Origin of the sequence: Lacibacterium aquatile, from assembly GCF_042683105.1 — a bacterium.
Taxonomy (GTDB): domain Bacteria; phylum Pseudomonadota; class Alphaproteobacteria; order Elsterales; family Elsteraceae; genus Lacibacterium; species Lacibacterium aquatile.
Genome location: NZ_JBHUIP010000001.1, coordinates 233,041 through 259,040, shown reverse-complemented (window position 1 = coordinate 259,040; position 26,000 = coordinate 233,041). Strand labels below are relative to the sequence as shown.

General features: G+C 61.4%; 22 protein-coding genes. 10 read left to right on the top strand and 12 right to left on the bottom strand.

The window, feature by feature from the left end; genetic code table 11:
• Positions 1-158: 158 nt before the first annotated feature.
• From greA to carA, 3 genes are all read right to left on the bottom strand, one after another.
• On the bottom strand, positions 159-632 hold the full coding sequence (greA, locus tag ACFSM5_RS01280; protein WP_379874371.1) for a transcription elongation factor GreA: 474 nt from the start codon (positions 630-632) through the stop codon (positions 159-161).
• A 230-nt stretch (positions 633-862) separates the two neighbouring features.
• Entirely contained in the window at positions 863-4,117 is a 3,255-nt protein-coding gene (gene carB / locus ACFSM5_RS01275; protein WP_379874368.1) for a carbamoyl-phosphate synthase large subunit, read from the bottom strand.
• A 26-nt stretch (positions 4,118-4,143) separates the two neighbouring features.
• Positions 4,144-5,301 carry a glutamine-hydrolyzing carbamoyl-phosphate synthase small subunit gene (carA, locus tag ACFSM5_RS01270; protein WP_379874365.1) on the bottom strand — a complete coding sequence of 386 codons (1,158 nt, stop codon included), beginning with the start codon at positions 5,299-5,301 and terminating at the stop codon, positions 4,144-4,146.
• 251 nt (positions 5,302-5,552) lie between these two features.
• On the opposite strand from carA, the gene ACFSM5_RS01265 reads away from it, so the two are divergent.
• The 6 genes from ACFSM5_RS01265 to ACFSM5_RS01240 all read left to right on the top strand — a co-directional run bounded on the left by ACFSM5_RS01265 (position 5,553) and on the right by ACFSM5_RS01240 (position 13,617).
• Positions 5,553-6,014, top strand: coding sequence for a GatB/YqeY domain-containing protein (locus ACFSM5_RS01265; RefSeq protein ID WP_379874363.1), 462 nt, complete (start codon positions 5,553-5,555; stop codon positions 6,012-6,014).
• A 25-nt stretch (positions 6,015-6,039) separates the two neighbouring features.
• On the top strand, positions 6,040-8,034 hold the full coding sequence (gene dnaG, locus ACFSM5_RS01260; RefSeq protein ID WP_379874361.1) for a DNA primase: 1,995 nt from the start codon (positions 6,040-6,042) through the stop codon (positions 8,032-8,034).
• A 77-nt stretch (positions 8,035-8,111) separates the two neighbouring features.
• Positions 8,112-10,115 carry an RNA polymerase sigma factor RpoD gene (rpoD, locus tag ACFSM5_RS01255; RefSeq protein ID WP_379874358.1) on the top strand — a complete coding sequence of 668 codons (2,004 nt, stop codon included), beginning with the start codon at positions 8,112-8,114 and terminating at the stop codon, positions 10,113-10,115.
• Positions 10,116-10,169: 54 nt separating this feature from the next.
• The gene (locus tag ACFSM5_RS01250; protein WP_379874356.1) at positions 10,170-10,628 is read left to right on the top strand and encodes a GNAT family N-acetyltransferase; all 459 of its coding nucleotides are present in this window, start codon (positions 10,170-10,172) and stop codon (positions 10,626-10,628) included.
• A 230-nt stretch (positions 10,629-10,858) separates the two neighbouring features.
• Positions 10,859-12,418, top strand: a complete 1,560-nt coding sequence (locus tag ACFSM5_RS01245; protein WP_379874354.1) for a methyl-accepting chemotaxis protein — start codon at positions 10,859-10,861, stop codon at positions 12,416-12,418.
• Between the two features lie 278 nt (positions 12,419-12,696).
• Complete coding sequence (locus ACFSM5_RS01240; RefSeq protein WP_379874352.1) at positions 12,697-13,617, top strand: DMT family transporter; 921 nt, start codon at positions 12,697-12,699, stop codon at positions 13,615-13,617.
• 30 nt (positions 13,618-13,647) lie between these two features.
• Here the strand turns inward: ACFSM5_RS01240 and ACFSM5_RS01235 are convergent, their stop codons facing one another.
• The 4 genes from ACFSM5_RS01235 to hflK form a co-directional block, all read right to left on the bottom strand.
• On the bottom strand, positions 13,648-15,141 hold the full coding sequence (locus ACFSM5_RS01235; protein WP_379874349.1) for a DegQ family serine endoprotease: 1,494 nt from the start codon (positions 15,139-15,141) through the stop codon (positions 13,648-13,650).
• A 158-nt stretch (positions 15,142-15,299) separates the two neighbouring features.
• Entirely contained in the window at positions 15,300-15,584 is a 285-nt protein-coding gene (locus ACFSM5_RS01230) for a hypothetical protein (protein WP_379874347.1), read from the bottom strand.
• 113 nt (positions 15,585-15,697) lie between these two features.
• A complete protein-coding gene (gene hflC / locus ACFSM5_RS01225; RefSeq protein ID WP_379874344.1) occupies positions 15,698-16,576 on the bottom strand; it encodes a protease modulator HflC in 879 nt (292 codons plus the stop codon).
• Positions 16,573-17,691: an FtsH protease activity modulator HflK gene (gene hflK / locus ACFSM5_RS01220; RefSeq protein WP_379874342.1), complete on the bottom strand. Its 1,119-nt coding sequence runs from the start codon at positions 17,689-17,691 to the stop codon at positions 16,573-16,575. Before hflK ends, hflC begins: the two co-directional genes overlap by 4 nt.
• Positions 17,692-17,835: 144 nt before the next feature.
• Between hflK and ACFSM5_RS01215 the strand changes: the two genes are divergently transcribed.
• Positions 17,836-18,933 carry an Mrp/NBP35 family ATP-binding protein gene (locus ACFSM5_RS01215; RefSeq protein ID WP_379874340.1) on the top strand — a complete coding sequence of 366 codons (1,098 nt, stop codon included), beginning with the start codon at positions 17,836-17,838 and terminating at the stop codon, positions 18,931-18,933.
• Positions 18,934-19,047: 114 nt separating this feature from the next.
• On the opposite strand, the gene ACFSM5_RS01210 is transcribed toward ACFSM5_RS01215, so the two are convergent.
• The 5 genes from ACFSM5_RS01210 to ACFSM5_RS01190 all read right to left on the bottom strand — a co-directional run bounded on the left by ACFSM5_RS01210 (position 19,048) and on the right by ACFSM5_RS01190 (position 23,411).
• Positions 19,048-19,368, bottom strand: coding sequence for a heavy metal-binding domain-containing protein (locus tag ACFSM5_RS01210; protein WP_379874338.1), 321 nt, complete (start codon positions 19,366-19,368; stop codon positions 19,048-19,050).
• A gap of 71 nt (positions 19,369-19,439) precedes the next feature.
• Positions 19,440-20,393 (bottom strand): acetyl-CoA carboxylase carboxyltransferase subunit alpha, encoded by a 954-nt coding sequence (locus tag ACFSM5_RS01205; protein ID WP_379874496.1) that lies wholly within the window; start codon positions 20,391-20,393, stop codon positions 19,440-19,442.
• 59 nt (positions 20,394-20,452) lie between these two features.
• Positions 20,453-21,367 carry a tyrosine recombinase gene (locus ACFSM5_RS01200; protein WP_379874336.1) on the bottom strand — a complete coding sequence of 305 codons (915 nt, stop codon included), beginning with the start codon at positions 21,365-21,367 and terminating at the stop codon, positions 20,453-20,455.
• A 5-nt stretch (positions 21,368-21,372) separates the two neighbouring features.
• The gene (locus tag ACFSM5_RS01195) at positions 21,373-22,932 is read right to left on the bottom strand and encodes a hypothetical protein (RefSeq protein ID WP_379874334.1); all 1,560 of its coding nucleotides are present in this window, start codon (positions 22,930-22,932) and stop codon (positions 21,373-21,375) included.
• A 338-nt stretch (positions 22,933-23,270) separates the two neighbouring features.
• Positions 23,271-23,411 carry a hypothetical protein gene (locus ACFSM5_RS01190; protein WP_379874331.1) on the bottom strand — a complete coding sequence of 47 codons (141 nt, stop codon included), beginning with the start codon at positions 23,409-23,411 and terminating at the stop codon, positions 23,271-23,273.
• 145 nt (positions 23,412-23,556) lie between these two features.
• Here ACFSM5_RS01190 and ACFSM5_RS01185 point away from each other — a divergent pair, with 145 nt between their 5' ends.
• The 3 genes from ACFSM5_RS01185 to ACFSM5_RS01175 all read left to right on the top strand — a co-directional run bounded on the left by ACFSM5_RS01185 (position 23,557) and on the right by ACFSM5_RS01175 (position 25,989).
• Positions 23,557-24,111 (top strand): shikimate kinase, encoded by a 555-nt coding sequence (locus tag ACFSM5_RS01185; protein ID WP_379874328.1) that lies wholly within the window; start codon positions 23,557-23,559, stop codon positions 24,109-24,111.
• 14 nt (positions 24,112-24,125) lie between these two features.
• Positions 24,126-25,235 carry a 3-dehydroquinate synthase gene (aroB, locus tag ACFSM5_RS01180; protein WP_379874326.1) on the top strand — a complete coding sequence of 370 codons (1,110 nt, stop codon included), beginning with the start codon at positions 24,126-24,128 and terminating at the stop codon, positions 25,233-25,235.
• Positions 25,236-25,542: 307 nt separating this feature from the next.
• Positions 25,543-25,989, top strand: coding sequence for a CBS domain-containing protein (locus ACFSM5_RS01175; protein WP_379874323.1), 447 nt, complete (start codon positions 25,543-25,545; stop codon positions 25,987-25,989).
• Positions 25,990-26,000 lie beyond the last annotated feature (11 nt).

The window sequence follows — 26,000 nt, the reverse complement described above, 5'->3', positions numbered from 1 at the left end:
CCTCCGGGAGCTTGTCCAAATAGGACTGGGACAGGGTGGAAACGCGCTCGGAGGAGATGCCGGGATCAAGTCCCGGCATGACGAGTCTTCAAGATGGCCATAAACAAAAACGGCGCCCATTTGGGCGCCGTTTTCACGTCAGCGAACCTTCGGTCTTCTTATTTGAAGGCGAGGTCGATGATCTCGTAGGACTTCGAGCCGCGCGGCGTCGTCACTTCGACATTGTCGCCGACGGACTTGCCGATGAGGGCGCGGGACAGGGGGGCCGTGATGGACAGCAGCCCCGACTTGATGTCGCCTTCGACGGCGCCCACGATCTGATAGGTCTGTTCTTCGCCGGTATCGTCATCCGCCAGGGTGACGGTGGCGCCGAACTTCACGGTCGTTCCGGACAGCTTGGTCGGATCGATGATGTCGGCGCGCGACACCATATCCTCAAGCTCGGCCACACGGCCTTCAATGAAGCTCTGACGCTCACGGGCGGCGTGATATTCCGCGTTTTCGGAAAGATCGCCGTGGTCGCGGGCTTCTGCGATAGCTCTGATGACGGCGGGGCGTTCAACAGACTTTAGATTCTTTAACTCGGCCTCCAGACGGTTGAAACCGCCGGCGGTCATGGGAACCTTTTCCATACCCAAGGAACCTCAGTCGTCGTTCAGGCAATAGAATGCCGCGGCCAGATCGGTTTAACCGGTCTTGCCACGGTTCTGGGGCAGTAAGGATAGGCGCGCTGCTACCAGCTCGCAAGGGGAGAAACGTGACGTCATGCAACCTTCACGGAAGGTGAAGGTCATTCATCCAGCGTTAATAAGGTCTTAACGCTGGATGTTGACTTCGAAAATAGTTCTGCAGGTCCTGGGGTTTAGAAGGTCCCGGTGAAGTATTCCTGCAGGGGACGCACGCCGAGGGTTTCGCCGTTCAGGGCTTCGATGGCCCGAACGGTGGCTCTGGCGCCAGCGATGGTGGTGACGTAGGCGATGCTGGAATTCAGCGCGGTGCGGCGGATCGTCAACCCGTCGGACGAGGCTTGGCGGCCCGCGACGGTATTGATGACCAGCTGCACGCCGCCCGAGCGCATGAGGTCGGTCACATCCGGGCGGCCTTCCTGCACCTTGTTCACGCGGGTGGCATCAATGCCCTGGTCGGTCAGATAGTCGGCGGTACCTTTGGTCGCGACGATCTTGAAGCCGATCTGGATCAGGCTGCGGGCGAGCTGTGCCGCCTGCGGCTTGTCGCTGTCACGGACCGAGATGAAGCAGGTGCCCTTGGTCGGGATCAGGTTGCCCGCTGCGATCTGCGCCTTGGCAAAGGCGCGGCCGAAGTCGGCATCAAGACCCATGACCTCGCCGGTCGACTTCATTTCCGGGCCGAGGATGGTGTCGACGCCGGGGAAGCGGGCAAACGGGAAGACCGCTTCCTTGACCGCGACCTGGGCGATACCGGCCGGGGCGGGCGGGAAGGAGGCCAGCTTTTCGCCAGCCTGGATGCGGGCGGCCATCTTGGCGATGGGGCGGCCGGTGGCCTTGGCGACGAAGGGCACCGTGCGGCTGGCGCGCGGATTGACTTCCAGGATGTAGACCGTGTCGTCCTTGACCGCGAACTGGATGTTCATCAGGCCGACCACTTTAAGCGCCCGGGCGAGCTGTTCGGTCTGCTTCTTGATCTCCTCGACGATGGCGGCGGAGAGCGAGTAGGGCGGCAGGGCGCAGGCGCTGTCGCCCGAATGGATGCCCGCTTCCTCGATATGCTCCATGACGCCAGCGACCAGCACGTCCTTGCCGTCGGAAACGGCATCGACGTCCACTTCGATGGCATCGCGCAGATAGCTGTCGATCAGGACCGGCGTGTCACCCGAGACCAGCACGGCGGTGGTCACATAGCGGCGCAGACCTGCAACATCATGGACGATCTCCATGGCGCGGCCACCCAGCACATAGGACGGGCGGAGCACGACCGGATAACCGACTTCGGCGGCGACGCGCTCGGCTTCTTCTGCCGAACGGGCGGTGCCGTTCTTGGGCTGAAGCAGCTTCAGGTCCTGTAGCAGGGCCTGGAAACGCTCGCGATCTTCGGCCAGATCGATGGCATCGGGCGAGGTGCCGAGGATGGGGATATCGGCTTTTTCGAGAGCCGCCGCCAGCTTCAGCGGGGTCTGGCCGCCGAACTGCACGATGCAGCCCAGCAGCGTGCCCTTGGACTGTTCCTTGCGGGCGATCTCGATCACGTCTTCGGCGGTCAGCGGCTCGAAATAGAGACGGTCCGAGGTGTCATAGTCGGTCGAGACGGTTTCCGGGTTGCAGTTGACCATGATGGTCTCGAACCCGGCTTCCTTCAGCGCATAGGCCGCATGGACGCAGCAATAGTCGAACTCGATGCCCTGGCCGATACGGTTCGGACCGCCGCCGAGGATCATGACCTTCTTGCGCTCGGTCGGGACGCTTTCGCATTCCGGTGCCTCGAACAGGCCTTCGCCTTCGTAGGTCGAGTACATGTAGGGCGTGTCGCTGGCGAATTCGGCGGCGCAGGTGTCGATGCGCTTGAAGACCGGATTGACCTTCAGTTTGGCACGCAGGGCGGCGACATCCGCTTCCTTCTTGCCGGTCAGCTTGGCAAGGCGGGCGTCGGCAAAGCCTTGCGCCTTCAGGGCATGCAGGGCTGGAGCCGTCTGGGGCAGGCCCTTGGCCGCCACGTCATTTTCGGTCGCGATGATCTCGGCCATCTGGCGCAGGAACCAGGGGTCGATCTTGGTGACGGTATGGACGTCCTCGACGCTCATGCCCCAGCGCAGAGCCTGGGCAACGATACGCAGGCGATCCGGCGTCGGGGTGGCGAGAGCAGCGCGGATGACCTGGGTGTTGGCGCCATCTTCTGCGCCTTCGACCGCGATCTCATCCAGGCCCGACAGGCCGGTTTCCAGACCGCGCAGGGCCTTCTGCAGCGATTCTTTGAAGTTGCGGCCGATGGCCATCACTTCGCCGACCGACTTCATCGAAGTGGTCAGGGTGGTGGAGGCGCCGGGGAACTTCTCGAAGGTGAAGCGGGGGATCTTAGTGACGATATAATCGATGGTCGGCTCGAAGCTGGCCGGGGTCACCTTGGTGATATCGTTGGCAAGTTCGTCCAGCGTGTAGCCGACGGCCAGCTTGGCCGCGACCTTGGCAATTGGGAAGCCGGTCGCCTTGGAGGCCAGGGCGGAGGAGCGCGAGACGCGGGGGTTCATCTCGATGACGACCATGCGGCCATCTTCGGGATTGATCGCGAACTGCACGTTGGAGCCGCCGGTATCGACGCCAATCTCGCGCAGCACGGCGATGGAGGCATCGCGCATGCGCTGATATTCTTTATCGGTCAGCGTCAGGGCCGGGGCGACGGTCATCGAGTCGCCGGTATGGACGCCCATCGGATCGATGTTTTCGATGGAGCAGATGATGATGCAATTGTCCACGCGGTCGCGGACGACTTCCATCTCATATTCCTTCCAGCCGAGGACACTTTCCTCGACCAGGACCGAGCCGACCGGCGACAGCTTGATGCCGCCCGCGACGATATTCTCGAATTCCTCGGCGTTATAGGCGATGCCGCCGCCCTGACCGCCCAGGGTGAAGGAGGGGCGGATGATCGCGGGCAGGCCGACCTTGCCCAGGGCCTCACGCGCCTGCTCCAGGTTCGTCACCATGTGCGAGCGCGGGGATTCCAGACCGATCTTCTCCATCGCATCGCGGAAAAGCTGACGGTCTTCGGCCTTTTCGATGGCTTCCTGCTTGGCGCCGATCAGCTCGACACCCAGACGGTCCAGGGTGCCGTTCTCGGCCAGGGCCAGGGCGGTGTTGAGCGCAGTCTGGCCACCCATGGTCGGCAGCAGAGCGTCGACCTGTTCCTTTTCAAGAACGCGGGCGACGAATTCCGGGGTGATCGGCTCGATATAGGTCGCATCCGCCAGACCGGGGTCGGTCATGATGGTCGCGGGGTTCGAGTTCACCAGAACGACGCGATAGCCTTCCTGACGCAGCGCCTTACAGGCCTGCACGCCGGAATAGTCGAATTCGCAAGCCTGGCCTATGACGATCGGACCCGCGCCGATGATCAGGATGCTCTTGATGTCTGTACGTTTGGGCATCTTCTCTTCTTTCTTACGCGCGGGTCTTAGTTCTTGGCGGCGGTCATCAGTTCGGCGAAACGCTCGAACAGATAATGGCTGTCGGTCGGGCCGGGGCTGGCTTCCGGGTGGTACTGCACCGAGAAGGCAGGCTTGTCGGTCATGCGGAAGCCTTCGTTCGTGCCGTCGAACAGCGAGACGTGGGTGACGACCGCATTCTTGGGCAGCGTGTCGGGATCGACGCAGAAGCCGTGGTTCTGGCTGGTGATCTCCACGCGGCCATTCTCCAGGTTCTTGACCGGGTGATTGGCGCCGCGATGACCGCGCTCCATCTTCTTGGTCGAGGCACCAACCGCACGGGCCAGCAGCTGATGACCAAGGCAGATGCCGAAGACCGGCACATTCTTCTCGATCAGGCCCTGGATGACCGGCACGGCATATTTGCCGGTGGCGGCGGGGTCGCCGGGGCCGTTCGACAGGAACACGCCGTCGGGCTGATGGCGCATCACATCCTCAAGGCTGGCATCGGCCGGAACCACGACAACCTCGGCGCCGATGTTGGTCAGGCAGCGCAGAATATTGCGCTTGGCGCCATAATCGACGGCGACGACCTTGAACTTCTTTTCACCGAGCTTGCCGTAGCCCTTGCCCAGTTCCCAGGTATTCTCGTCCCAGCCATAGGACTGGCGGGTGGTTACTTCGATGGCGAGGTCCATGCCTTCGAGGCCTGCCCAGCTCTTCGCTTCGGCAAGGGCGGCGTCGATGTCGAGCTTGCCTGCCTCGCCATGGACGATGACGGCGTGCGGGGCGCCGAGGTCGCGGATGCGCCGGGTCAGCTTGCGGGTATCGATCCCGGCCAAGCCGACGATATTGTGGCTCTTGGCCCAGGCGTCGAGGTTCTGGGCGGCGCGCCAGTTCGACGGCTCGGTGATATCGGCCTTCACGATGAAGCCGCGCACGGCGGGGGTTACCGTCTCGATATCTTCGGCATTCGTGCCGACGTTCCCGATGTGCGGGAAGGTGAAATTGATGATTTCGCCAGCGTAGGAGGGGTCGGTCAGGATTTCCTGATAACCGGTGATCGAGGTATTGAAGCAGACTTCGCCGACCGATCGACCCTTGGCGCCAAGTCCTCGGCCCCAGAACACCGTCCCATCAGCTAATACGAGAGCGCCGGTGGCTTCGGGGGGCGGGGCGATGGTCATGGCGGAACCTTTCCGTAAGAATCTCTTCGACCTTATATTTCGGCGCGCGACAAGACGCCGGTTTCCCCGAACTTTCGGAAACCAGCCTCGTGGCTTTCGCTTCTTATGGCCAAATTGCGGACGCTATACGGGACAGGGGGGCTAGGGTCAAGAAAAGCCGACGCGCAGGCCCCCCTTGTCGAAGAGGGGTGGTCATGACCGAATAAGGTCGCTATTGTTACCGCTTTCCAAAGATCGATGGCTTTAAAGACATGCTGCGCCAGCAAATCAACGACGCTTACAAGGCGGCGATGGTCGCCCGCGACCAAGCGACGGTTTCCGCCGTTCGCCTTATCATGGCCGAGTTCAAGAAGAAGGACATCGACGGCCGCACCGAAGGCTATCCCGACGGCGTGCCGGACGATCAGCTGCTTTCGCTCATGCAGAAGATGATCAAGCAGCGCCAGGACTCGATCACAATGTACAATCAGGGCAACCGACCTGAGCTGGCCGCCAAGGAAGAGGCGGAGATCGCGATCATCGAGCGCTTCATGCCCAAGATGATGTCCGAGGCTGAAACCGATGCCGCCGTCGCCGCGACGCTGGCGGAAATCGGCGCGACCTCGGTCAAGGACATGGGCAAGGCGATGGCCGCGCTGAAGGAAAAATTCGCAGGCCAGATGGACTTCCAGAAGGCTAGTGCTATAGTTAAAAAGCATCTCGCTGGTGCGTAACTAGGCGCGGCTTTTTGGGTTTGGCATGGCATTTCCACCCGAGTTCCTGGAGGAACTGCGCGGGCGCATAACGCTTTCCAGCGTTGTCGGTCGACGGGTGAAGCTTGCCAAAAAAGGCCGGGAATTTTCCGGCCTTTGTCCTTTTCATAACGAGAAATCGCCCAGCTTCTTCGTTAATGACGACAAGGCTTTCTACCACTGCTTTGGCTGCGGCAAGCATGGCGATGCCGTCAGTTTTGTCATCGATACCGAGGGGCTGGGCTTCCGCGAGGCGGTGGAGCGTCTGGCGGGCGAGGCTGGGATGGAAGTCCCGACCGACACGCCCGTCGACCGCGAAGTGGTGGTGCGTCGCCAAGGCGCCGAGGCAGCTTGCGAGGCGGCGGCGGCCTATTTCCAGGAGCAACTGCGCACCAATGACGGCAAGGACGCGCTCGCGTATCTTTTGGGGCGAGGCGTCACCCAGCAGGATATCAGCCATCATCGCCTAGGCTGGGCACCAGATCGCCGTGAAGGGCTGAAACAGAGCCTTATCGCCAAGGGGTTCACTGAGGATGTCCTGATCGAGGCGGGTCTGATTATCCTGCCCGAGGATCGCCCCGGCACCTATGATCGCTTTCGCGGTCGAGTAATGTTCCCGATTGCGGATCGTCGAGGGAAAGTTATTGCCTTCGGTGGCCGTGCCATGGGCGACGCTAAGCCGAAATATTTGAACAGCCCAGAAACGTCACTTTTTCATAAAGGACGTACGCTTTATGCTCTTAATCACGCTCGTATCGCTGCAGCGCGTGAAGGGCGTGTAATTGTAGTTGAAGGCTACATGGACGTAGTGGCGATGCATCGCAAAGGTTTTGCGACCGCCGTTGCGCCGCTGGGGACTGCGCTTACAGAAGAGCAGATGGGGGAGCTCTGGAAGCTCGCGCCTGAACCAATCTTGTGTTTAGACGGCGATAGTGCCGGCCAACGAGCAATGGCCCGCGCTGCCGAGCGCGCTTTGCCTCTTTTAAAGCCGGGTAAAAGTCTTCGTTTTGCAACACTGCCAGAAGGACAAGACCCGGACGATCTGCTTGCTCAACCTGGTGGGGCTGAAAAGTTACGTCGAGCATTAGCTGATGCAATCCCACTGATTGAGGCTCTGTGGAGGATTGAAACGGGAGTACACTCTCTAGATACGCCCGAAAAAAAAGCAGAATTCAAAGTACGTTTACGTGATCGCGTGTCGTCTATCAAAAACGATGACGTGCGAGCTCTCTATGGGCAAGACATTCAAGCGAGACTTGAAGAAAAATTTGGGAGACTAGAACGATTCGCTCCTGGTGCGGTCCCTCCGCGGCATATCGATAGAGAAGCTGAAGTTTTCTTTAATGGTCGATTGTTTCAGGCGGGCAAATCATTCAGGGCAGGGGAGCGAAACGAAAGAAATAAAAAAAATAATAATAAAAAAAATCATTCCGCTGGGTTGCGTATGCACTTGGCTTCTCTTGAATATCAAGGCGCCTCTACTCCAATCGGCCCCAATGAAGATTTTATTAAAGTGTTGCCTGCGAACGCCGATCGAGTGACCTCTGCGATTGGCGCGGAGCAAGCTCTTGAGTTGCTTACATTGATGATTTTTAATCCTGTTCTGGCAGAAGAAGCATTAGAATCCCTTGCTGATATAACGTTAGCGGATGCAGCGCTTGACTCTCTATGTAGAGAAATCGTAAGCGTTACGGCCGCTCACCCTGGGCTTGATGTAGGGACGCTGCAATCACATTTAACGGAGAATGGTCACGCCTTGACCCTTCAGCAGGTCACTACGCCAGATGTACTTAATAGGTACCCTCTAGCCAGACCCGACGCGTATCTCCCCGATGCGAGAACGCGGGCGCGGGTTTTATTGGCTGATTTGAAGCGCAGTCGTCTGAAAGCTGATATGGAAGAGGCTAGTGCGGTTCTTGCGGCTGAAGCTAGCCCAGAAGCGTGGGAAAGAGTTAAACGCCTGCGCGAGCAGATCGCGACCATGGCGGCGGAACAGGAATAGTCGGGCAGGTGTTAGGCGGTCTTGACGGATCGCAACATCGGACGAGTTAGAAGATCGGGACGAAAGGGTATTCGGTAATGGCGCAGAAGGCGGCGAACGCTACGGAAGAGACGACGACGCAGGAAGAGGCGATCGAAAGCCCGCTTGTTGACGGTGTTGCCACTGCGGTCAAGAAGTTGGTCGCGCGCGGTAAAGAGCGCGGCTACATCACCTACGACGAACTGAATGGCGCGCTGCCGCCCGAACAGGTGTCTTCGGAACTGATCGAAGACACCATGACCATGCTGTCCGACCTGGGCATCAATCTGGTCGAAGCTGAAGAAACCGAAGAAACCGAGGAAGCCGAGGCCGATCCCGACGCCGAAGCGCGTGGTAACGTCGACGACGACGAAATCGGTCGCACGGACGATCCGGTCCGCATGTACCTGCGCGAAATGGGCTCGGTCGAGCTGCTGTCGCGCGAAGGTGAAATCGCGATCGCCAAGCGCATCGAGGCGGGCCGCGAGGCCATGATCTCGGGCCTGTGCGAAAGCCCCTTCACCATGCGGGCGATGATCGAGTGGCGCGATGCCCTCAACGACAGCAAGATGCTGCTGCGCGACATCATCGACCTCGAAACCACCTATGGCGCCAGCCTGCCCGGCGGCACCGCCGAGGGCGCGAGCGACGACGACCTGCCTCCTGAGTTGCTGGCCCAGGGCGGCGACAAGGACGAAGGCGACGACGTCGAAGGTGAAGGCGAGGGCGAACCCCGTCCGGAAGGCGAGGGTGAAGGTGAAGGCGGCGAGGGCGGTGAAGAAGGTGCCGAGGAGAGCGGTGTCTCGCTTTCGGCCATGGAAGCCGAACTGAAGCCGCAGATCCTCGAAAAGTTCGATGCGATTGCCGAAGCCTACGGCAAGCTCGCCAAGATGCAGGAAAAGCGCGTTGCCGCCCTGCGCAAGGGCGAAGAGCTCGTTCCGGCGAACGAGAAGAAGTACGAGAAGGCCCGCACGGAGCTGGTCGAACTGACCAAGGAAATCCGCCTGAATCCGGCCCGCATCGACGAACTGGTCGATCAGTTGGGTGGTCTTTCGAAGCGCCTGATCGGTTTCGATGGTCGTCTGCTGCGTTTTGCCGAAGGCGAGAAGGTGGCACGGGCCGACTTCCTGTCCAGCTACCTCGGTCACGAACTGAACCCGAACTGGCTGGCAGCCCAGGGCCGCCGCAGCCCGAAGTGGGCGAAGTTCTTCGAGAAGCATCAGGTCGAGGCCCAGAAGGCCCTGAACGAAATCGCTGTCATCGCCGAGATGGTCAGCCTGCCGATCGCCGAATTCCGTACCCTCGTCCAGAAGGTGCAGAAGGGCGAACGCGAGGCCAGCCGCGCGAAGAAGGAAATGGTCGAGGCGAACCTGCGTCTCGTCATCTCCATTGCCAAGAAATATACCAACCGTGGTCTGCAGTTCCTGGATCTCATCCAGGAAGGCAACATCGGCCTGATGAAGGCCGTTGATAAGTTCGAATATCGCCGCGGTTACAAGTTCTCGACCTATGCCACCTGGTGGATCCGTCAGGCGATCACGCGCTCCATCGCGGATCAGGCCCGAACGATCCGTATTCCGGTGCATATGATCGAAACCATCAACAAGCTGGTCCGCACCTCGCGCCAGATGCTCCACGAGATCGGCCGCGAGCCGACCCCGGAAGAACTGGCCGAAAAGCTCATCATGCCGCTCGAAAAGGTCCGCAAGGTCCTGAAGATCGCCAAGGAGCCGATCTCCCTCGAAACGCCGATCGGTGACGAGGAAGACAGCCATCTGGGTGATTTCATCGAAGACAAGAACGCCGTTCTGCCGCTCGATGCCGCCATTCAGGCCAACCTGCGCGAAACCACGACCCGCATTCTTGCGACCCTCACCCCGCGTGAGGAACGTGTCCTGCGCATGCGGTTTGGCATCGGCATGAACACCGACCACACCCTCGAAGAAGTCGGCCAGCAGTTCTCGGTTACCCGCGAACGTATCCGTCAGATCGAGGCGAAGGCGTTGCGGAAGCTGAAACACCCGTCGCGTTCGCGCAAGCTGCGCAGCTTCCTCGATAACTAAGATCCCAAAGGGCGGCACATCGGTGCCGCCCTTTTTCTTTCCAAGGTATTTCCCATGTCCCATCGTTTCATCGAACTCGACGCCAAAACCCCGGCCGCCGACATGGATGCGGCGCTCGCCCTGGTCGAACCGCTGCACCGGCAGCTTCGCCCGAAAATCCCGGCTCCCTATGCCGACTATCTGAAGCAGATGTTCGCGGAAGACGTCCGCATGAGCATTCTGCTGGAAGGGGACGTCCCCAAAGCCGTTGGCGTCTGGCGCGTGCGGTTGACGACCTATCAGGGGCGGCGCTTCTATGTGGACGATCTGGTGACCGACGAGAACAGCCGGGGATCGGGTCATGGCGGCATTATGCTGAGCCATCTCGAAGCCCACGCGAAGGCGTTGGACAGCGACTATTTCACCCTGGACAGCGGCACACACCGCACGCTGGCCCATCGCTTCTATTTCCGCCACGGCATGACGATCTCCAGCTTCAGCTTTCAGAAAGCGCTGACCAGTCGCTTCGGTTAAGCTTAACCGTATTACTTGCTGATTTTTTCGACAGGCCCTTCGCGTAAGCGGAGGGCTTTGTTTTTGTCGAAATTGACCGTACGTAAACAGTCGTTTTCGGCGCCCGCATCAATACTATTTTTATCTTTATAGGCCCCATACTTGTTGGTGCTTGGGATCGTCTGGGGAGAGTCGGCCCAAAATCGGCACGGTAGTTACCCGCGAAAACGCGGTAGGGGAGAGGGTCGAAGATGAATCAAGGGACACGGCGCGGTGTGGGGTTGCGGGGGCGGATCATCGCGGGCGCTATCGCCATCGTGGTGCTCAGCCTGCTGGTGATTGCGGGCTTGGGTCTGGTCAACGAGCGCAACAGCCTGACGGCAGCGCTGGAGAGCAAGGCCGATACGATGGCTCAGCTGCAGGCCAGTGCCATGGCGCAGCCGCTCTGGCGGTACGAGGAAGACGCTATCGAGCCCCTGATGAAGGACCTGGCGCGCGATCCCGACTTCCAAGCCATCTACGTCAAAACGCCTGCCGATCAGGAATTTAATTTCTCGGTCGAGAAAGCCAAGGGCGCCGGGACCATCGTGCGGTCTGTCGATATCAAGGGACCAGACAACTCCGATGTTGGCGATATGACGCTGACCCTGTCGACCGAGCGGATTGAAAAGCTGGGGCAGGAAGCCCTGCTCAAGCAGGCTGTTACCGCATTGATCGCCTGCGCCCTGATCTCGCTGGTGCTGTTCGTCATGCTGGGACGGGCGGTCGCGCCGCTGGGACGGTTGGCCGCGCTGATGCAAAATCTTGCCCAGGGCGATCTGACGGTGGAAATCCCACCGGCACGCCGGGCAGACGAAATCGGCGCCATGACGGATGCGGTGACCTTCCTGAAGGAACAGGCCGTTGAGAAGCAGCGCCTGGAACAGGAGGCAGCAGAAGCGAGCGCAGCCCGGCGTCAGGCCCGCACGTCCGAGATGACCGGGCTGGCCGATACGTTCGAGCGTGAGGTGCTGACCATCGCCGAGACGGTGGGGCAGGCGGCGGAACGCGCGTTGGTGGCTTCGACCCATCTGTCCGAGATGGCGGGCGACACCACGATGAAATCCACGACGGTTGCAGCTGCAGCCGAAGAGGCGAGTCACGCCGTGCAGACGGTCGCGGCGGCCTGTGAGCAACTCATGGCGGCAACCAATGAAATCTCCGGCCAGATCGGCCGTACCGCCGGCATCGCCAATCAGGCGGCATCGGAGGCAACTAGCGCCGCCGACCTTATCCGCAGCCTGGATGAGACGGCGCAGGCCATCGGCGAGGTTGTGACGCTGATCAATGGCATTGCGGCGCAGACAAACCTGCTGGCGCTGAATGCCACCATTGAGGCGGCGCGCGCCGGGGATGCCGGTAAGGGCTTTGCCGTGGTGGCCTCGGAAGTGAAGGCGCTTGCCAATCAGACTGCCAGCGCGACCGAGGAAATCGGCGGCCGCATCCGCGACATTCAGGACGCAACGGGCCGGTCGGTGGCAGCGGTCGACGGTGTGCGCGGCATCATCGAGCAGATCGCGGGGGCGGCCACCGGGATCGCCGGCGCTGTCGAGGAGCAGTCGGCCACCACAGCCGAAATCTCGCGCTCGGTTGGGCAAGTGGCCAGCGCCACTTCCGAAATCTCCGTCACCATGCAGGAGGTGCAGACGGCGGTCAGCAACAGCGGTTCGGCCGCCAAGCGCCTGGCCGAAGACAGCACGCTGCTGACGGGCGAATCGGGGCATCTGCGCAAGAGCGTGCATCACATGCTGGAGACATTGCGGAAGGCTTAGAAACGTTTCCCCATAGATCTCCTGCATCTAGGAAGCGCCTCAAACAAGAACCGTCATCCCGGACTTGATCCGGGATCTCTCTGTGGACCGGCTCTGTTCGGCGTCTCGACGCGGTGTGACTACACGAGATCCCGCATCACGTGCGGGATGACGAGGTCTGTGAGGAGAGGGAGCCCGGCTTTTCCCGGCGACGCCTCGGCATACCGGCAAGAAGCGGGCTGACGATAGGATCGTTCCCCCATAGGCTGCTCCATCCGATTAACCATGGAGCAGCCTTTATGATCTCCGTACCGCCGCGCCTGACGCCATACGACTGGTTTCTGCTGATCAGCCTGTCGATCCTGTGGGGCGGCGCTTTTTTCTTCGGCAAGGTCGCGATTGCTGAACTGCCGCCGCTGATCCTGGTCTTCCTGCGTGTATCCGGGGCGGCGGTATTGCTGATGCTGGTGGTGGCGGTGCTGCGCCTGCCGTTCCAGGGCGCCCGTATCTGGCTAGCCTTCGTCATCATGGGCGGTCTCAACAATGTTATCCCCATGGGGCTCATCTTCTGGGCGCAGAAGGAGCTGGGCGCGGGCATGGCGTCGGTTCTGAACGCCACCACGCCGCTTTTCTCGCTGCTGCTGGGCGCGGCGCTGGGGGCGGAGGCCCTGGGTGGGCGCAGGCTGTTGGGGATCCTGCTGGGGATCGCAGGTGTCGCGGTGATGGTCGGCCCTGCCGCCTGGAGCGGCTCCTCCGCGAGTGTTCTGCCGTCGCTGGCGATCCTGGTGGCCGCCGTGACCTACGCATTTGCAGGCGCCTTCGCCCGCCGCTTCTTCAAGGGCGTGCCGCCGCTGGTGCTGGCCATGGGGCAATTGACCGGGTCGACGCTGATCCTGGCCCCTGTCGTGTTCTTCCAGGAGGGGCTGCTTTCCCTGCCGATGCCGTCGACGCAGGTTATCTGGGCTGTCGGCTTGCTGACGGTCTTTTCGACGGCGCTCGCCTATATCTTGTTCTTCAGGTTGCTGACCCGCGCCGGGCCGACCAACGCGCTGCTGGTGACCTTGCTGATCCCCGTCAGCGCCAACGTGCTGGGCATAGTCTTCCTGGGTGAAAGCGTCGGCTTGGGGCAGGCGTTGGGGATGGTTGGGATCGGTTTGGGGTTGCTGATCATCGACGGTCGGCTGCTCACCCTGTTCAAAACAAAAGGGGCGCCGGTTTAGGGCGCCCCTTTCGTTCGGTCTGAAGCCGCTTTAGTCGACGCGGACGGCGACGAAGCGGGTTTCGCCACGGCTGGACAGGGTCAGCAGCACGCTCTTCTTCTTGCCGTCGCGGGCAGCCTTGATCTTGTCCGAGACGTCATTGGGCGTCTTGACGCTTTCCTGGCCGACTTCGGTGATCAGATCGCCCGGACGCACGCCCTTTTCGAAAGCGGGGCTGTCCTGGGCGGCATCGGTTACCAGAACGCCGACTGCCGATTCATCAAGGCCATATTTCTCGCGCGACTGGGCGTTGAGACCCGCCAGCGTGAGACCCAGGCTTTTGACTTCGCCGGTGACGGCCGGAACATTGGGATCGGCAGCAGCGGCGACTTCATCTTCCTTCAGCTCGCCCACGGTCACCTTGACGGTGATTTCCTTGCGGTTGCGCCAGACGGTGGCATCGACGGCCTTGCCGATGGGGGTGTCGGCGACGATGCGCGGCAGACGATCGCTTTCCGGCACATCCCGGCCGTCGAACTTCAGGATGACGTCACCCTGCTTGATCTGGGCCTTGGCAGCGGGCGAGTTCTCCTGCACCGAGGAGACAAGAGCACCGCGGGCTTTATCGAGGCCGAAGCCGGTCGCGACATCCTCGTCGAGCTTCTGGATGCGCACACCCAGCCAGCCGCGCTTCACCTGGCCGCCGTTGCGGATCTGCTCGATCACCGGCTTGGCAAGATTGGAGGCGATGGCAAAGCCGATACCGACCGAACCGCCGTTGGGCGACAGGATGGCACTGTTGATGCCGATGACTTCGCCCTTCATGTTGAACATCGGGCCGCCCGAGTTGCCCCGGTTGATCGAGGCATCGGTCTGCAGGAAGTCGTCATAGGCGCCGCCCATCGACCGGTTGCGGGCCGACAGGATACCGGCGGTCACAGTGCCACCCAGGCCAAACGGATTGCCGATGGCCAGCACCCAGTCGCCGATGCGGATATCGCCCGAGTTGCCCCAGGGAACGGCCGGAAGCTTGCGGCTGGTTTCGACCTTCAGCAGTGCTAGATCGGTACGCGGATCCTTGCCGACCAAAGTTGCCTTCAGTTCGGTTTCATCATGCAGGCGGACGCTGATCTCGTCGGCGCCATCGATGACGTGATTATTCGTCACGATGAAGCCCGACTCATCGATGATGAAGCCGGAGCCGAGCGAGGTCTGACGGCGGGGCGGAGCGTTCGGATTGCGCTGCCGGTTCATGAAGTCTTTGAAGAACTGCTCGAACGGCGAACCCGGGGGCAACTGCAGATCGGGGGCGGGGCCGCGCTGTTCGGGCTGCTTGGCTGTCTGGGTCGTATAGACGTTGACGACCGAGGGCAGAAGCTTCTGCGCCATATCGGCGAAGCTTTCGGGCGCGGAGGCGGCAAACGCCGGTGTGGGAGCCGCAAGGGGGCCAACGGCAAGGACGGCGGCCACAGCTGCCATCGCAAGGGCGCGGGGCAGGCGAACCAGAAGCGGGGCCGGGGAGATCGTCGAGATATTTTCGGTCATGGGCATAGACTCGAATTAAGTGCTGCGCAGGGAGCGACGCTGCCACCATGGAGCATCCGCGCCAAACCTGCGATCAATTTAACTTTAAGCGTCCGATTGTGGCGCAAACACGGTTGGAACTTTGTCGTGATTAAGGCGTTAGGGGCGTGGGGCCACCCCTACCTTGCACCGGCAGTTTTCAACTGGTGCTGATCACAGCCATCGGTCTGTTTGGTGAAGCGCTTCTTTTCGACATCACCGGATGCCGGGGCGGTGCAGCGGCCAAATCCATTGCTTTTCGCCCAATCGACGGCGCGCTGGCTGGGCACGATCTTGGTCGTGATGGCATTCGGTTCGACCCAGTGACGGCAAAGCACACATCCTGGATTAGATTTCGACCGCGCCTGGGGCTGGGGAGAATCCTCGGTACTCAGGAAGTGAAAGACTTTACCCCAAAAACCCATACCTAACGCCCCTCCCAATCGGCTGTCGCCTTTATAATTTAACCTCGTTAAACAAAAGAGGCGGTTGATAGTCTACCATCAACCGCCTCTCAAGTTAACGCTTTATTAGGGAACTAGGGCTGACCCGAAAGTTTCCCGCCGAAATACCTGAAAAACTCGGAATTCGGCGACAGAACCAGGGTCGTATCATTGCCCAGCGACTGGCGATAAGCCTGCAGCGAGCGATAGAAGCCATAGAACTCGACGTCCTTATTGAAGGCATCGGCATAGATCTGGATCGACTTGCCGTCGCCTTCGCCTCGGATCGTCTGCGACTCACGCTGGGCTTCGGCGATCAGGACCGTGCGGTCGCGGTCGGCGCGGCTGCGGATCTGCTGATACAGTTCCTGACCTTGGGCGCGCAGTTCGCGGGCTTCGCGGTCGCGTTCGGCCTTCATGCGGTTGAAGACCGCGGCCGAGGTCTGGTCGGGCAGATCGGCCCGGCGCAGGCGCACGTCCACGATCTCGATGCCGTAGGCAGCGGTGCGGTCCGACACTTCGCGCTGGATTTCTTCCATGATGCGGGTGCGGTCCGACGACAGCAGGGCGGCCTGGGTATTGCCACCCAGCACGCGGCGGATTGAGGTATTGATGATCGGCGCGATATTGCCCTGGGCACCGGCTTCGTTGGCGACCGTCTGATAGTATTTCAGCGGCACAACGATGCGGTAGCGGGCATAGGCGTCGACGACCAGACGCTTCTGGTCGACCAGCAGCACTTCCTGTGCAGCCGGATCGACTTCAAGCAGCTGACGCGAATAGACGCGCACATCTTGCATGAAAGGGACTTTGATGTGCAGGCCGGGGGTGCTGATGGCGTCGCCGACGGGGGCGCCGAACTGTGTCACGATGACCTGCTGGGTCTCGCGCACGGTAAAGAAAGTGTTCGCCGCGACAACCAGCAGAGCTACGACCGCGACGGCACCGCCGATGAGAAGACGTTGCGAGTTCATTGGCGGACTCCTTGTGCCGGCGATGCCGGTTTACGCAACTCGGGCAGGGGAAGATAGGGCAGAACGCCCTGCTGACCGGCTGCACCCGGCTCGATCACGATCTTCTGCGAGCGGGCCAGAATTTCTTCCATCGCTTCGATATAGAGGCGCTGCGAAGTTACGTCCTTGGAAACCTTGTAGGTTTCATAGATCGACAGGAAGCGCTGGGCGTCACCCTGGGCGCGATTGACGATCTCCTCGCGGTAAGCCTGGGCTTCCTGGAGCATACGCTCCGCCTCGCCGCGGGCGCGGGGGATGATGTCGTTGCGATAGGCTTCGGCTTCGTTACGGGTACGCTCACGGTCGGAGCGTGCGCGCTGAACGTCGTTGAAGGCATCGACCACGGGGGCGGGCGGATCGACGCGCGAGAGCTGAACCTGCCGGATTTCAACGCCGATATTATAGCTGTCGACAAGCCCCTGGATCTGGTCGCGAGCCGAGGTTTCAATACGGCCACGCCCTTCGGTCAGAGCCGACTGGATCGGGGTCTGGCCGATGATCTCGCGCACGACGCTTTCCGAGACGGCAGCGATCAGCACATCGGGTTTCTGGGCGGTAAACAGGAACTTCGGTGCGTCCTTGATGCGCCACAGGACGTTGAAATCGATGTTCACGATGTTCTCGTCGCCGGTGAGCATCAGATTTTCGCCGCCCTGCTGACGGCCGGTGACGTTGAGCAGACGGTCCTGCGTGACCGATGGCTTGTCGACCGACTGGATGGGCGAGGGCCAATGCCAGTTCAGACCGGGGGCAGTGACACCAGTAAAACGGCCAAAGGTCGTGACGACGCCCTGCTGATCGGGCTCGACCCGATAGAAGCCGGAGGCGAGCCAGACGCCAACTGCAGCCAGAATGACGAGCCCGATGCCCTTGGAGCCGCCAAAGCCGCCCGGAAGCATATTCTTCATCCGGTCCTGGCCCTTGCGGAGCATATCGTCGATGTCGGGCGGACGTTTATCGCCGCCGCCGCGTCCCCACGGATTGTTGTTGCCCGGACCGCCGGAACCACCGCTCCCGCCACCCGAACCACCGCCACCCCAGGGGCCGCCGCCCCCGCCATTATTCTGCCAACTCATCCAGCCCCTGTCCTTTTTATTGACTGTTTTAACGATCTAACGGCTTTCGCCACAGCTATCCTCCGTCCTATATGACGGAGAACGGGAAGCGAAGGCCAGTCTTTAGGCATCCCGAATATCGGAGCGGGGAAGGAGAGTTCAACCATGTCGGACCAAACTCAGGCCGAAACTTTTGTCCAAAAAGCCCTCGACACCATCGTCGATCCGGGTCGGGGACAAGGTTTGGTGGCTTCCGGCAGGCTGGAAGGGCTGGTCGTGAAGGACGGAAACGTTGCTTTCGCCCTGAAGATACAGCCCAGCGAAGCCCCGACATTCGAGCCGCTGCGCAAAGCCGCCGAGCAAGCTGTTCTCGCTCTACCGGGTATCAAATCGGTTTCTGCCGTTCTCACCGCCGAAAAAGCTCCAGCAGCGCCAGCGGCCCAGCCCCAGCGGCCAACTCTGTTGCCGGACGTGAAATTCATCGTCGCCGTGGCCAGCGGCAAGGGCGGCGTCGGCAAATCGACGGTCGCAACCAATCTTGCCGTGGCGCTGGCAGGGCAGGGGCTCAAAGTCGGCCTGCTGGACGCCGATGTCTTCGGTCCCTCCGGCCCCCGCATGATGGGCCTCGCCGGGCGCCCGGAGATTACGGCCGAACGCAAGCTGGTGCCGCCCGTCAATCACGGGGTGAAGGTCATGTCCATCGGCTTCCTGGTGCCGGATAACGAGGCCGTCGTCTGGCGCGGTCCGATGGTGATGGGTGCGCTGGAACAGATGATGAAGGATGTCGCCTGGGGCGCCCTCGATATCCTGGTCGTCGATATGCCGCCAGGAACGGGCGATGCGCAGCTGACCATGGCGCAGCGGGTGCCGCTGGCCGGTGCGGTCATCGTCTCCACCCCGCAGGATGTTGCGCTGCTCGATGCTCGCAAGGGGATCGCCATGTTCAAGAAGGTCGCCGTGCCGATCCTGGGGCTGATCGAGAATATGAGCTACTTCAGCTGCCCGGCCTGCGGCCATCGCACCGATATCTTCGCCCATGGCGGCGCCCGGCACGAGGCAGAGACGATCGGCGCGCCGTTCCTGGGCGAAATCCCCATCGAAACGGCGGTGCGGGTGGCAGGCGACAGCGGCAGCCCCATCGTGGCGGCTAACCCGGAAAGCAGCGTCGCCGGACTCTATCGCGACATGGCGGCAAAGCTGTGGGCCGGACTGAATGCCGGTGCCGAGGCGCCGCGCCCGGCCCCGACGATCCGGATGGGGTAGTTAAGGTTAAGTAGACTCTTCATCCCCGGATCAAGTCCGGGGATGAAGAGTTATGTTTGAAGGATTCCCGGCTCTATGGCTGGGATGACAGTTCTCTTTGGGGGAGGGGACCCCTCACCCCAGCGTCACCGCCGTGCCGGTGATGCTGACCATCAGCATGCCGTTGGTCTTGCCCAGCACCTCATAGTCGATATCGATCCCGATCACAGCATTGGCGCCGACTTTGCGCGCCTCGTCCATCAGATCGGCAAAGGCGGCGTTGCGGGCGTCTTTCAGGGCGTTCTGATAGCCGCCCGAACGCCCGCCGACGATATCGCGGATCGACGCGAAGAAATCCTTAAAGACATTGACGCCCATCACGGCGGTGCCGGTCACGATGCCGACATAGCTGGTGACCTTATGGCCATCCAAATTGCTGGTGGTGCTGAGGAGCATCAAAAACCTCCGAAAAAGAAAAAGGCCCGCCGGGTTGGGCGGGCCTTCATCCTAACAGAGTCTTCTTGCGATCAGAGGCTCTTGGAACCCATGGCGAGGAATTTCTCGCGGCGCTGGGCTTTCAAGGCCGGTGCATCAAGCAGAAGCAGCGATTTCAGCTGTTCCTCGATGGCATCGCCAACGGTGGCAATCGCAGCTGCCGGATCACGATGGGCGCCGCCCAGGGGCTCGTTCACCACCTGATCGATGACGCCCAACTTGTCGAGATCCTGGGCGGTCAAGCGCAGAGCTTCTGCGGCATCCTTGGCGTTTTCCGACGTCTTCCAGAGGATCGACGCACAGCCTTCGGGCGAAATGACCGAATAGATGGCATGTTCGAGCATCAGAACGCGGTTGCCGGTCGCAATCGCGATGGCACCGCCGGAGCCGCCTTCGCCGATAACGGTCGAAATCAGTGGTACGCCGACCTTGAGACAAACCTCAATCGAACGGGCGATGGCTTCGGCCTGACCGCGTTCTTCGGCTTCAAGGCCGGGGAAAGCGCCGGAGGTATCGACGAACGACAGGATCGGTAACTCGAACCGGTCGGCCAGTTCCATCAGGCGCTGGGCCTTGCGGTAGCCTTCGGGCTTCGGCATGCCGAAGTTATGGCGCACACGGGTCTCGATATCGTGGCCGCGCTCCTGCGCCATCACGACAACGCCGCGACCCCGGAAACGGCCGAGGCCGCCGATGATCGCCTGGTCTTCACCGAAATAGCGGTCGCCCGCCAGGGGGGTGAAATCTTCGATCAGGCTGTTGACGTAGTTCAAGCCATGGGGGCGCTGCGGATGGCGCGCCACCTGGACTTTCTGCCACGGGGTCAGTTTGGTGTAAGTCTGCTTAAGAAGCTTTTCGACCTTCTTCTCCAGCCGAGCCACCTCGTCGGCGATATTAACGCCGTCAGGGTTGCTCAGGTGGCGAAGCTCTTCAATCTTCGCCTCAAGGTCGGCAACGGGCTTCTCGAAGTCGAGGAATGTACGCATCAGGCTCGGATCGTCCCCAAAAACAATGCGGCGCACCATGGCGGGCGCGGGCAGCAATGTCAATCTTGTGCCGTCTTACCGCGTCCCAATTGTGCAAGCGGGTGGTGGCCCTCAACGGTGGCCTTCAGGCGCGGCTGGGCGACGTGGGTATAGATTTGTGTCGTCGTGATATCCGCATGGCCCAGCAGAAGCTGGACGGAACGTAGATCGGCATCACCCTCCACCAGATGCGTGGCAAATGCGTGGCGCAGAACATGGGAGGATACTTTTGCAGGGTCCAGGCCCGCCAGTTTGGCCAGCGTCTTCAGCCGCATCGTCACCCAGGTGCGATCGAGCGGGCGGGGGCCGGCGATGAAGAGATGCGGATTGCTTTTGGCTTTGCCCAGAAACTGCGGACGGACGGCAAGATAGGCGGCAATCGCGGCTTTGGCGGCATCGGTGACCGGCACCTGACGCTCCTTGTCACCCTTGCCGCGCACCAGAACATAGTCCGGCTCCCGCACCACCGACGCCAGCGGCAAGCTGCAAAGCTCCGACACACGCAGGCCGCTGCCATACAGAAGCTCGATAATCGCCCCATCTCGCTCGCGCGTCGGGCTATCCAGACCGGCCGCCGCTGCGGAGAGGCGGTCCATTTCGGCAGCGGTCAGATATTTCGGCAGGCTGCGCCCCTGTTTGGGGGCGACGAGGGTGCTGGTGGGATTGTCTTTGCGGACACCTTCGGCGGCCAGGAAGCCGAAGAGTTGCCGCAGAGCAGCGCGGCGCCGGGCCTGGGTGCGCGGGCTGAGATCGCGGTTCCCCAACTCCTGCATATAAGCGCGGAGATCTGCCTCACCGGCCTCGACCAGCGGGCGTTCTTTCAGGAATTCCGCCGCATCTTCCAGATCGTCGCGATAGGCGAGCAGGGTATTCCGGCTGACCCCGCGCTCGACGCTCAGCATTTCGAAGAAAGCGTCGAGGCCGGGCGCGCTCATCAGGCCTAGAGTCCGGCCATGATCGCCGCTTCAACTGCGATGCGCCGCGCTTCGGCCTCTAGGCCAAGCTGTCGCAGTGCGGCCACGGCATGGGAAAGGCGCAGGGGTTCGGAGGAGGGGATGGTTTCGCCCCGTGTCAGGATCAGCGCCAGGGCTAATGCTTCGCCGATACGGCCTGAAGTGGCAGCAGACGGCAGGCGCATCCAGACCAGGGCATCATCGATCGGCTGAGGCACCAGGGGTAACTGGGGCGGCAGTACATCCCACAGCGGGCTGGGGATCGGGTCGCTCAACCCCTGCATAGTGGCGAGCAGCAGAGCCGCCGATTGCCCGCCGTCACCAGCCAGCAGAGCCCAATCCGAAATCTGCGCGGGATCGAGGGGGCCTGCGATGTCGGGAGCAGCCAGACCGGTGAGAATCGACAGCCGCAAGGCCTGATCGGCGAGACCCGGATCGGTGCCTGCGGCTTCATGCAGGGATTTGGCCCAGGCAAGAGCGCCGTTCTGATCATCGGCCAGCAGCAGCATGCGGGCAAAACGCGGCGCGTGCTGAACAAGCGCCGGAGCGGGCGGGATTTTCTGCAGAACAGGCACCGCCAGTTCCGCCATCACCGGCAGCAACCCCACGGGCTCTGCCATATCGAAGGCGGTGGCCAACGCGTCGGCTTTTTTGGCAGGGTTGGTCTCGGTTTCCGCAAGGCGGAGGGCGCGGGCGCGGGCCAAAGGCGCATCGCTGGCGTCCTTGGGATTGGATTGCGCGGCCGCAGCCTCGTAAAGCGCTTTCAGGCGGTCGAGGGTCATGGCCCCCTGGCGGGCGGCGACTTCGGCGGCCGCCAGCCGACCCGGCAAATTCATTTCAGCAAAGGAGCGGGCAGGCGATCCGGCCATCCGCTCGATTTCCGGCACCGGAGGCAGGCGCCCGCTTTTGGCGTAGAGCGCAACGGCGGCAGGTGTGATTTCCAGATCGGCGGGGACATCGACGCGCCGTCCGGCCAGCCGCTCCACCAGCACCTTGATCGTTTCGTCTTCCAGCCCGTCTCGCATCAGGGGCGACAGGGCGGTGACCGCATCCCGTGCCTTGTCGGTCAGGGCGAGGCAAGCGACGCGCGCGTTCATCCAATAGGGATCGACACTGGCTTTATAGGCTTCGACCTGTGCGCAGGCTTCGCTGTCTCGGCCGCTCAGGAACGCATGTTCGACGCGGACGCGGGCGATTTCCTCCGGCGCATAGCGCGGCGGAACCTGCTTCAGGATGGATTCGACGCTAGCGACGTCGCCGATGGCATTCAGTTTGGAAAGGCGCAGGGCAAGCAGGCTAGGTGCCGGGGGGGGCTGGGTCGGAGGTGCCGAAGGGGCGGTCAAAAGCCGCCTGGCGAGGCTCCGCAAAGGCCGACTATTATAGGTTTCCGGCAGGCGCGATACCAATTGGAAGACGGTGTCACGGCTGACACCTTCCCAGGTGCGAGCTCCCAGGGGATCATCCTCATTAACGGCAAATCCCAGCCCGTCGGCCATTTCGGGCGTGACCGACTGCGCATGGGCGACGGTCGTAATACCCGGAAACATAGGGAGTCCAAGGCCGATCAACAGCGCAACGCGCCTAGCCAGCGATGTTCCCCAAGAGGGGCCGTTCAAATATGGATGGCGAACCATGAACCCGATCATTCCGAACTGCCGACATCAGTCAGCGACCATCGCCCGGCCCATATCCTTAAGGACGAGCCGAGACATAGATCACCCAACCGCGTCGGCATCCCCCTGCAACGCATTGGCCCAATTGGCCTGCCGACCAATATGAGCGGGTGCGCGAAGGTTAAAAAGTGGAAAGCTTTGCGAGTGTTGCGGAGTTGCTGTGAGTGTGACCTTGTGGTCACACTTGGGTATGGAGCAAACGGCCCTGCGGCTTACTTCGCAAGTCGGTCGTTCGGGATCACTTTCTCGACCTGTTTGCTCGGGGCGGGAATGTCCACGGTGGCGAACACGACAAAAAGAGCGGCAACAAGCACGACGACGGCGCCGAGGATAATAAGAGGCAGGCGGTTCATGAGGTCTTTCGCAGGTCCAACTTGATTTTAAACGTGCGGGTCGGGTGCCTTGGCTTGTGCCGACCCGAGAAGTTCGCGCATAGTGGTCGCAAATTGAGGGCGCCGCAATGCCGGTGCCGAACTCGAGTATAGTTTCCTGGGTGCCGTGACAAGTTCGCCTCATATAGAATTGACGCTGGACCGGCCGATTGTGCTGGTCGGTTTGATGGGCTGCGGCAAATCTTCCATCGGCAAGCGCTTGGCGATGCGCGCCGGGATTCCCTTCCGTGATGCCGACGTTGAAATCGAGGCTGCCGCCGGCCTGACCGTATCCGAAATCTTCGAGCGCCACGGCGAGCAGCATTTCCGGGAAGGGGAGCGCCGGGTGATCGCCCGCCTGCTCGAAGAGCCGCCCCATATTCTTGCAACGGGCGGCGGCGCCTTCATGGATGCCAGCACCCGCGCGAAGATCAAAGAGAGTGGCCTGTCGGTCTGGCTCAAGGTCGATCTGGACGAGCTGGTCCGTCGAACGGCCCGCCGCAACACGCGACCGCTCCTGAAGAACGGTGACCCGCGCGAAACCCTCGGTCGCCTGATCGACCTGCGCTATCCCACCTATGCTGAAGCCGACATCACAGTCGAAGGCAGCGCCCAGGACCATGACGAGATGGTGATGCGTGTCGCCAACGCCATCCGTGATTACCAGAAACCCAGCCTCTGAAAGCCGATCCTGTCATGAATATCCGCACCAAAGTACCGGTTGAACTCGGTAGCCGTGGCTATGAGATCATCATCGGTGACGGCCTGCTGGAGGCGGCGGGCGAACTGCTGGCGCCAGTCCTGGGCAAGCGCAAGCGCGTGGTGATTGTGACGGACAGCGCGGTTGCCGCTGCCGGACACCTCAAGCGCCTGGAAGAGGGGTTGGCCAAGACCGGCGTCTCCGCTGGTTCCGTCACGGTTCCATCGGGTGAGAAATCCAAGAGCTGGCCCCAACTGGCCGAGGTCTGCGACCAGTTGCTGGCGATGAAGGTTGACCGCGGCACGTTGCTGATTGCCCTGGGCGGTGGCGTAGTCGGCGATCTGGCCGGTTTTGCCGCCAGCATCGTGATGCGTGGGATCGATTTCGTTCAGGTACCGACGACCCTGCTGTCGCAGGTCGATAGTTCCGTCGGTGGGAAGACCGGCATCAATACCGTTGCTGGCAAGAACATGGTCGGCAGCTTCTATCAGCCGCGCATGGTTCTGGCCGATCTCGATTGTCTGGCGACTTTATCTGCCCGTGAGCTGCGTTCGGGTTATGCCGAGATCGCGAAGCACGCTGCGATCAGCGATGCGCCTTTCTTCGGTTGGCTGGAGGACAATGGTGGTCTGGTGGTGACGGGCGACCGCGATGCCCAGGCGGTGGCTATCGAACATTCCTGCCGCACCAAGGCTGCTATCGTGGCGGAGGATGAGCGCGAAGGCGGGCGTCGTGCGCTGCTGAACTTTGGCCATACTTTCGGCCACGCGCTGGAAGCGGAAACCGGCTTTGGCGAGAAACTGCTCCACGGCGAGGCAGTCGCCGTCGGCATGGTTCAGGCCATGGACTTGTCGGTCCGCCTGGGATTGGCTCCCCGGAGCGATGCCTCGCGGCTGGCCTCCCATCTGCGGGCCGTAGGGTTGCCGTTCTCTACCACGGTTATCCAGAACGCCCCCTTCGATGAAGATCGTCTGCTGGCCCACATGGCCCATGACAAAAAGGCCAGCGATGGACGTCTGACCTTTGTGGTCTCCCACGGCCTGGGATCGGCGGCTGTTCTGAATGACGTACCGGCCGACCAGGTCCGGCCATCCCTGGGTATCTAAGTCCGTTCTTTTGCGACGCATCCATAAGAAGCGCCTGTTAAACAGGCGCTTCTTTCGCATGGGCGAGATGCTGCATAATATTCGCCGGACTTTCAGTCTGATTTTTCAGCATAGCCCATTCTTGAGGCAAGGCCGCTGCTGTATTGGCGCGGAACTATCGTGACAAGGGCTGGATAAATTTTGTCAGAAGGGGTTATCCCCCTTGCATCGTTCCTTCGGCTACCGCACCTTAATTTATAGGTGCGGCGGAAGGTCGCTCCGCCAAACAGGTGAGAAGACTATCTGAATAACAAGTCGGGAGGGCAGCATGCAGCGTCGAATCGTCCCTGACATCGTTTCCGATCAGCAACGCTACACCCTGGTTACCGAAGATATGACCGTGCGTGCGACGGCCGAGATTATGGCCGAGAAACGCATCGGTGCCGTGATGGTCGCCAAGGCCGGTAAATTGATCGGCGTTTTTTCCGAACGCGATATTCTCAACCGTGTGGTAGCCAAGGGGCTCGATCCCCAAGCCGTCAAGATTGCCGACGTCATGACCCGCAATCCACAGACGGTTTCCCCCGATGTAACCGTGGGGGAGGCGCTGGATCTGATGCAATCCAGGGGCTTCCGCCATTTGCCGATCCTGGACGGCGAGCGGATTGTTGCCATATGCTCGATCCGCGATCTTTTCGCAGCGGTGAACGAGGAACTGACCGAGGATCTCAAGCAACGGGATGAGATCATGTTTGGCGCCGGCTACGGCGGTTAGCGACCAGGGAC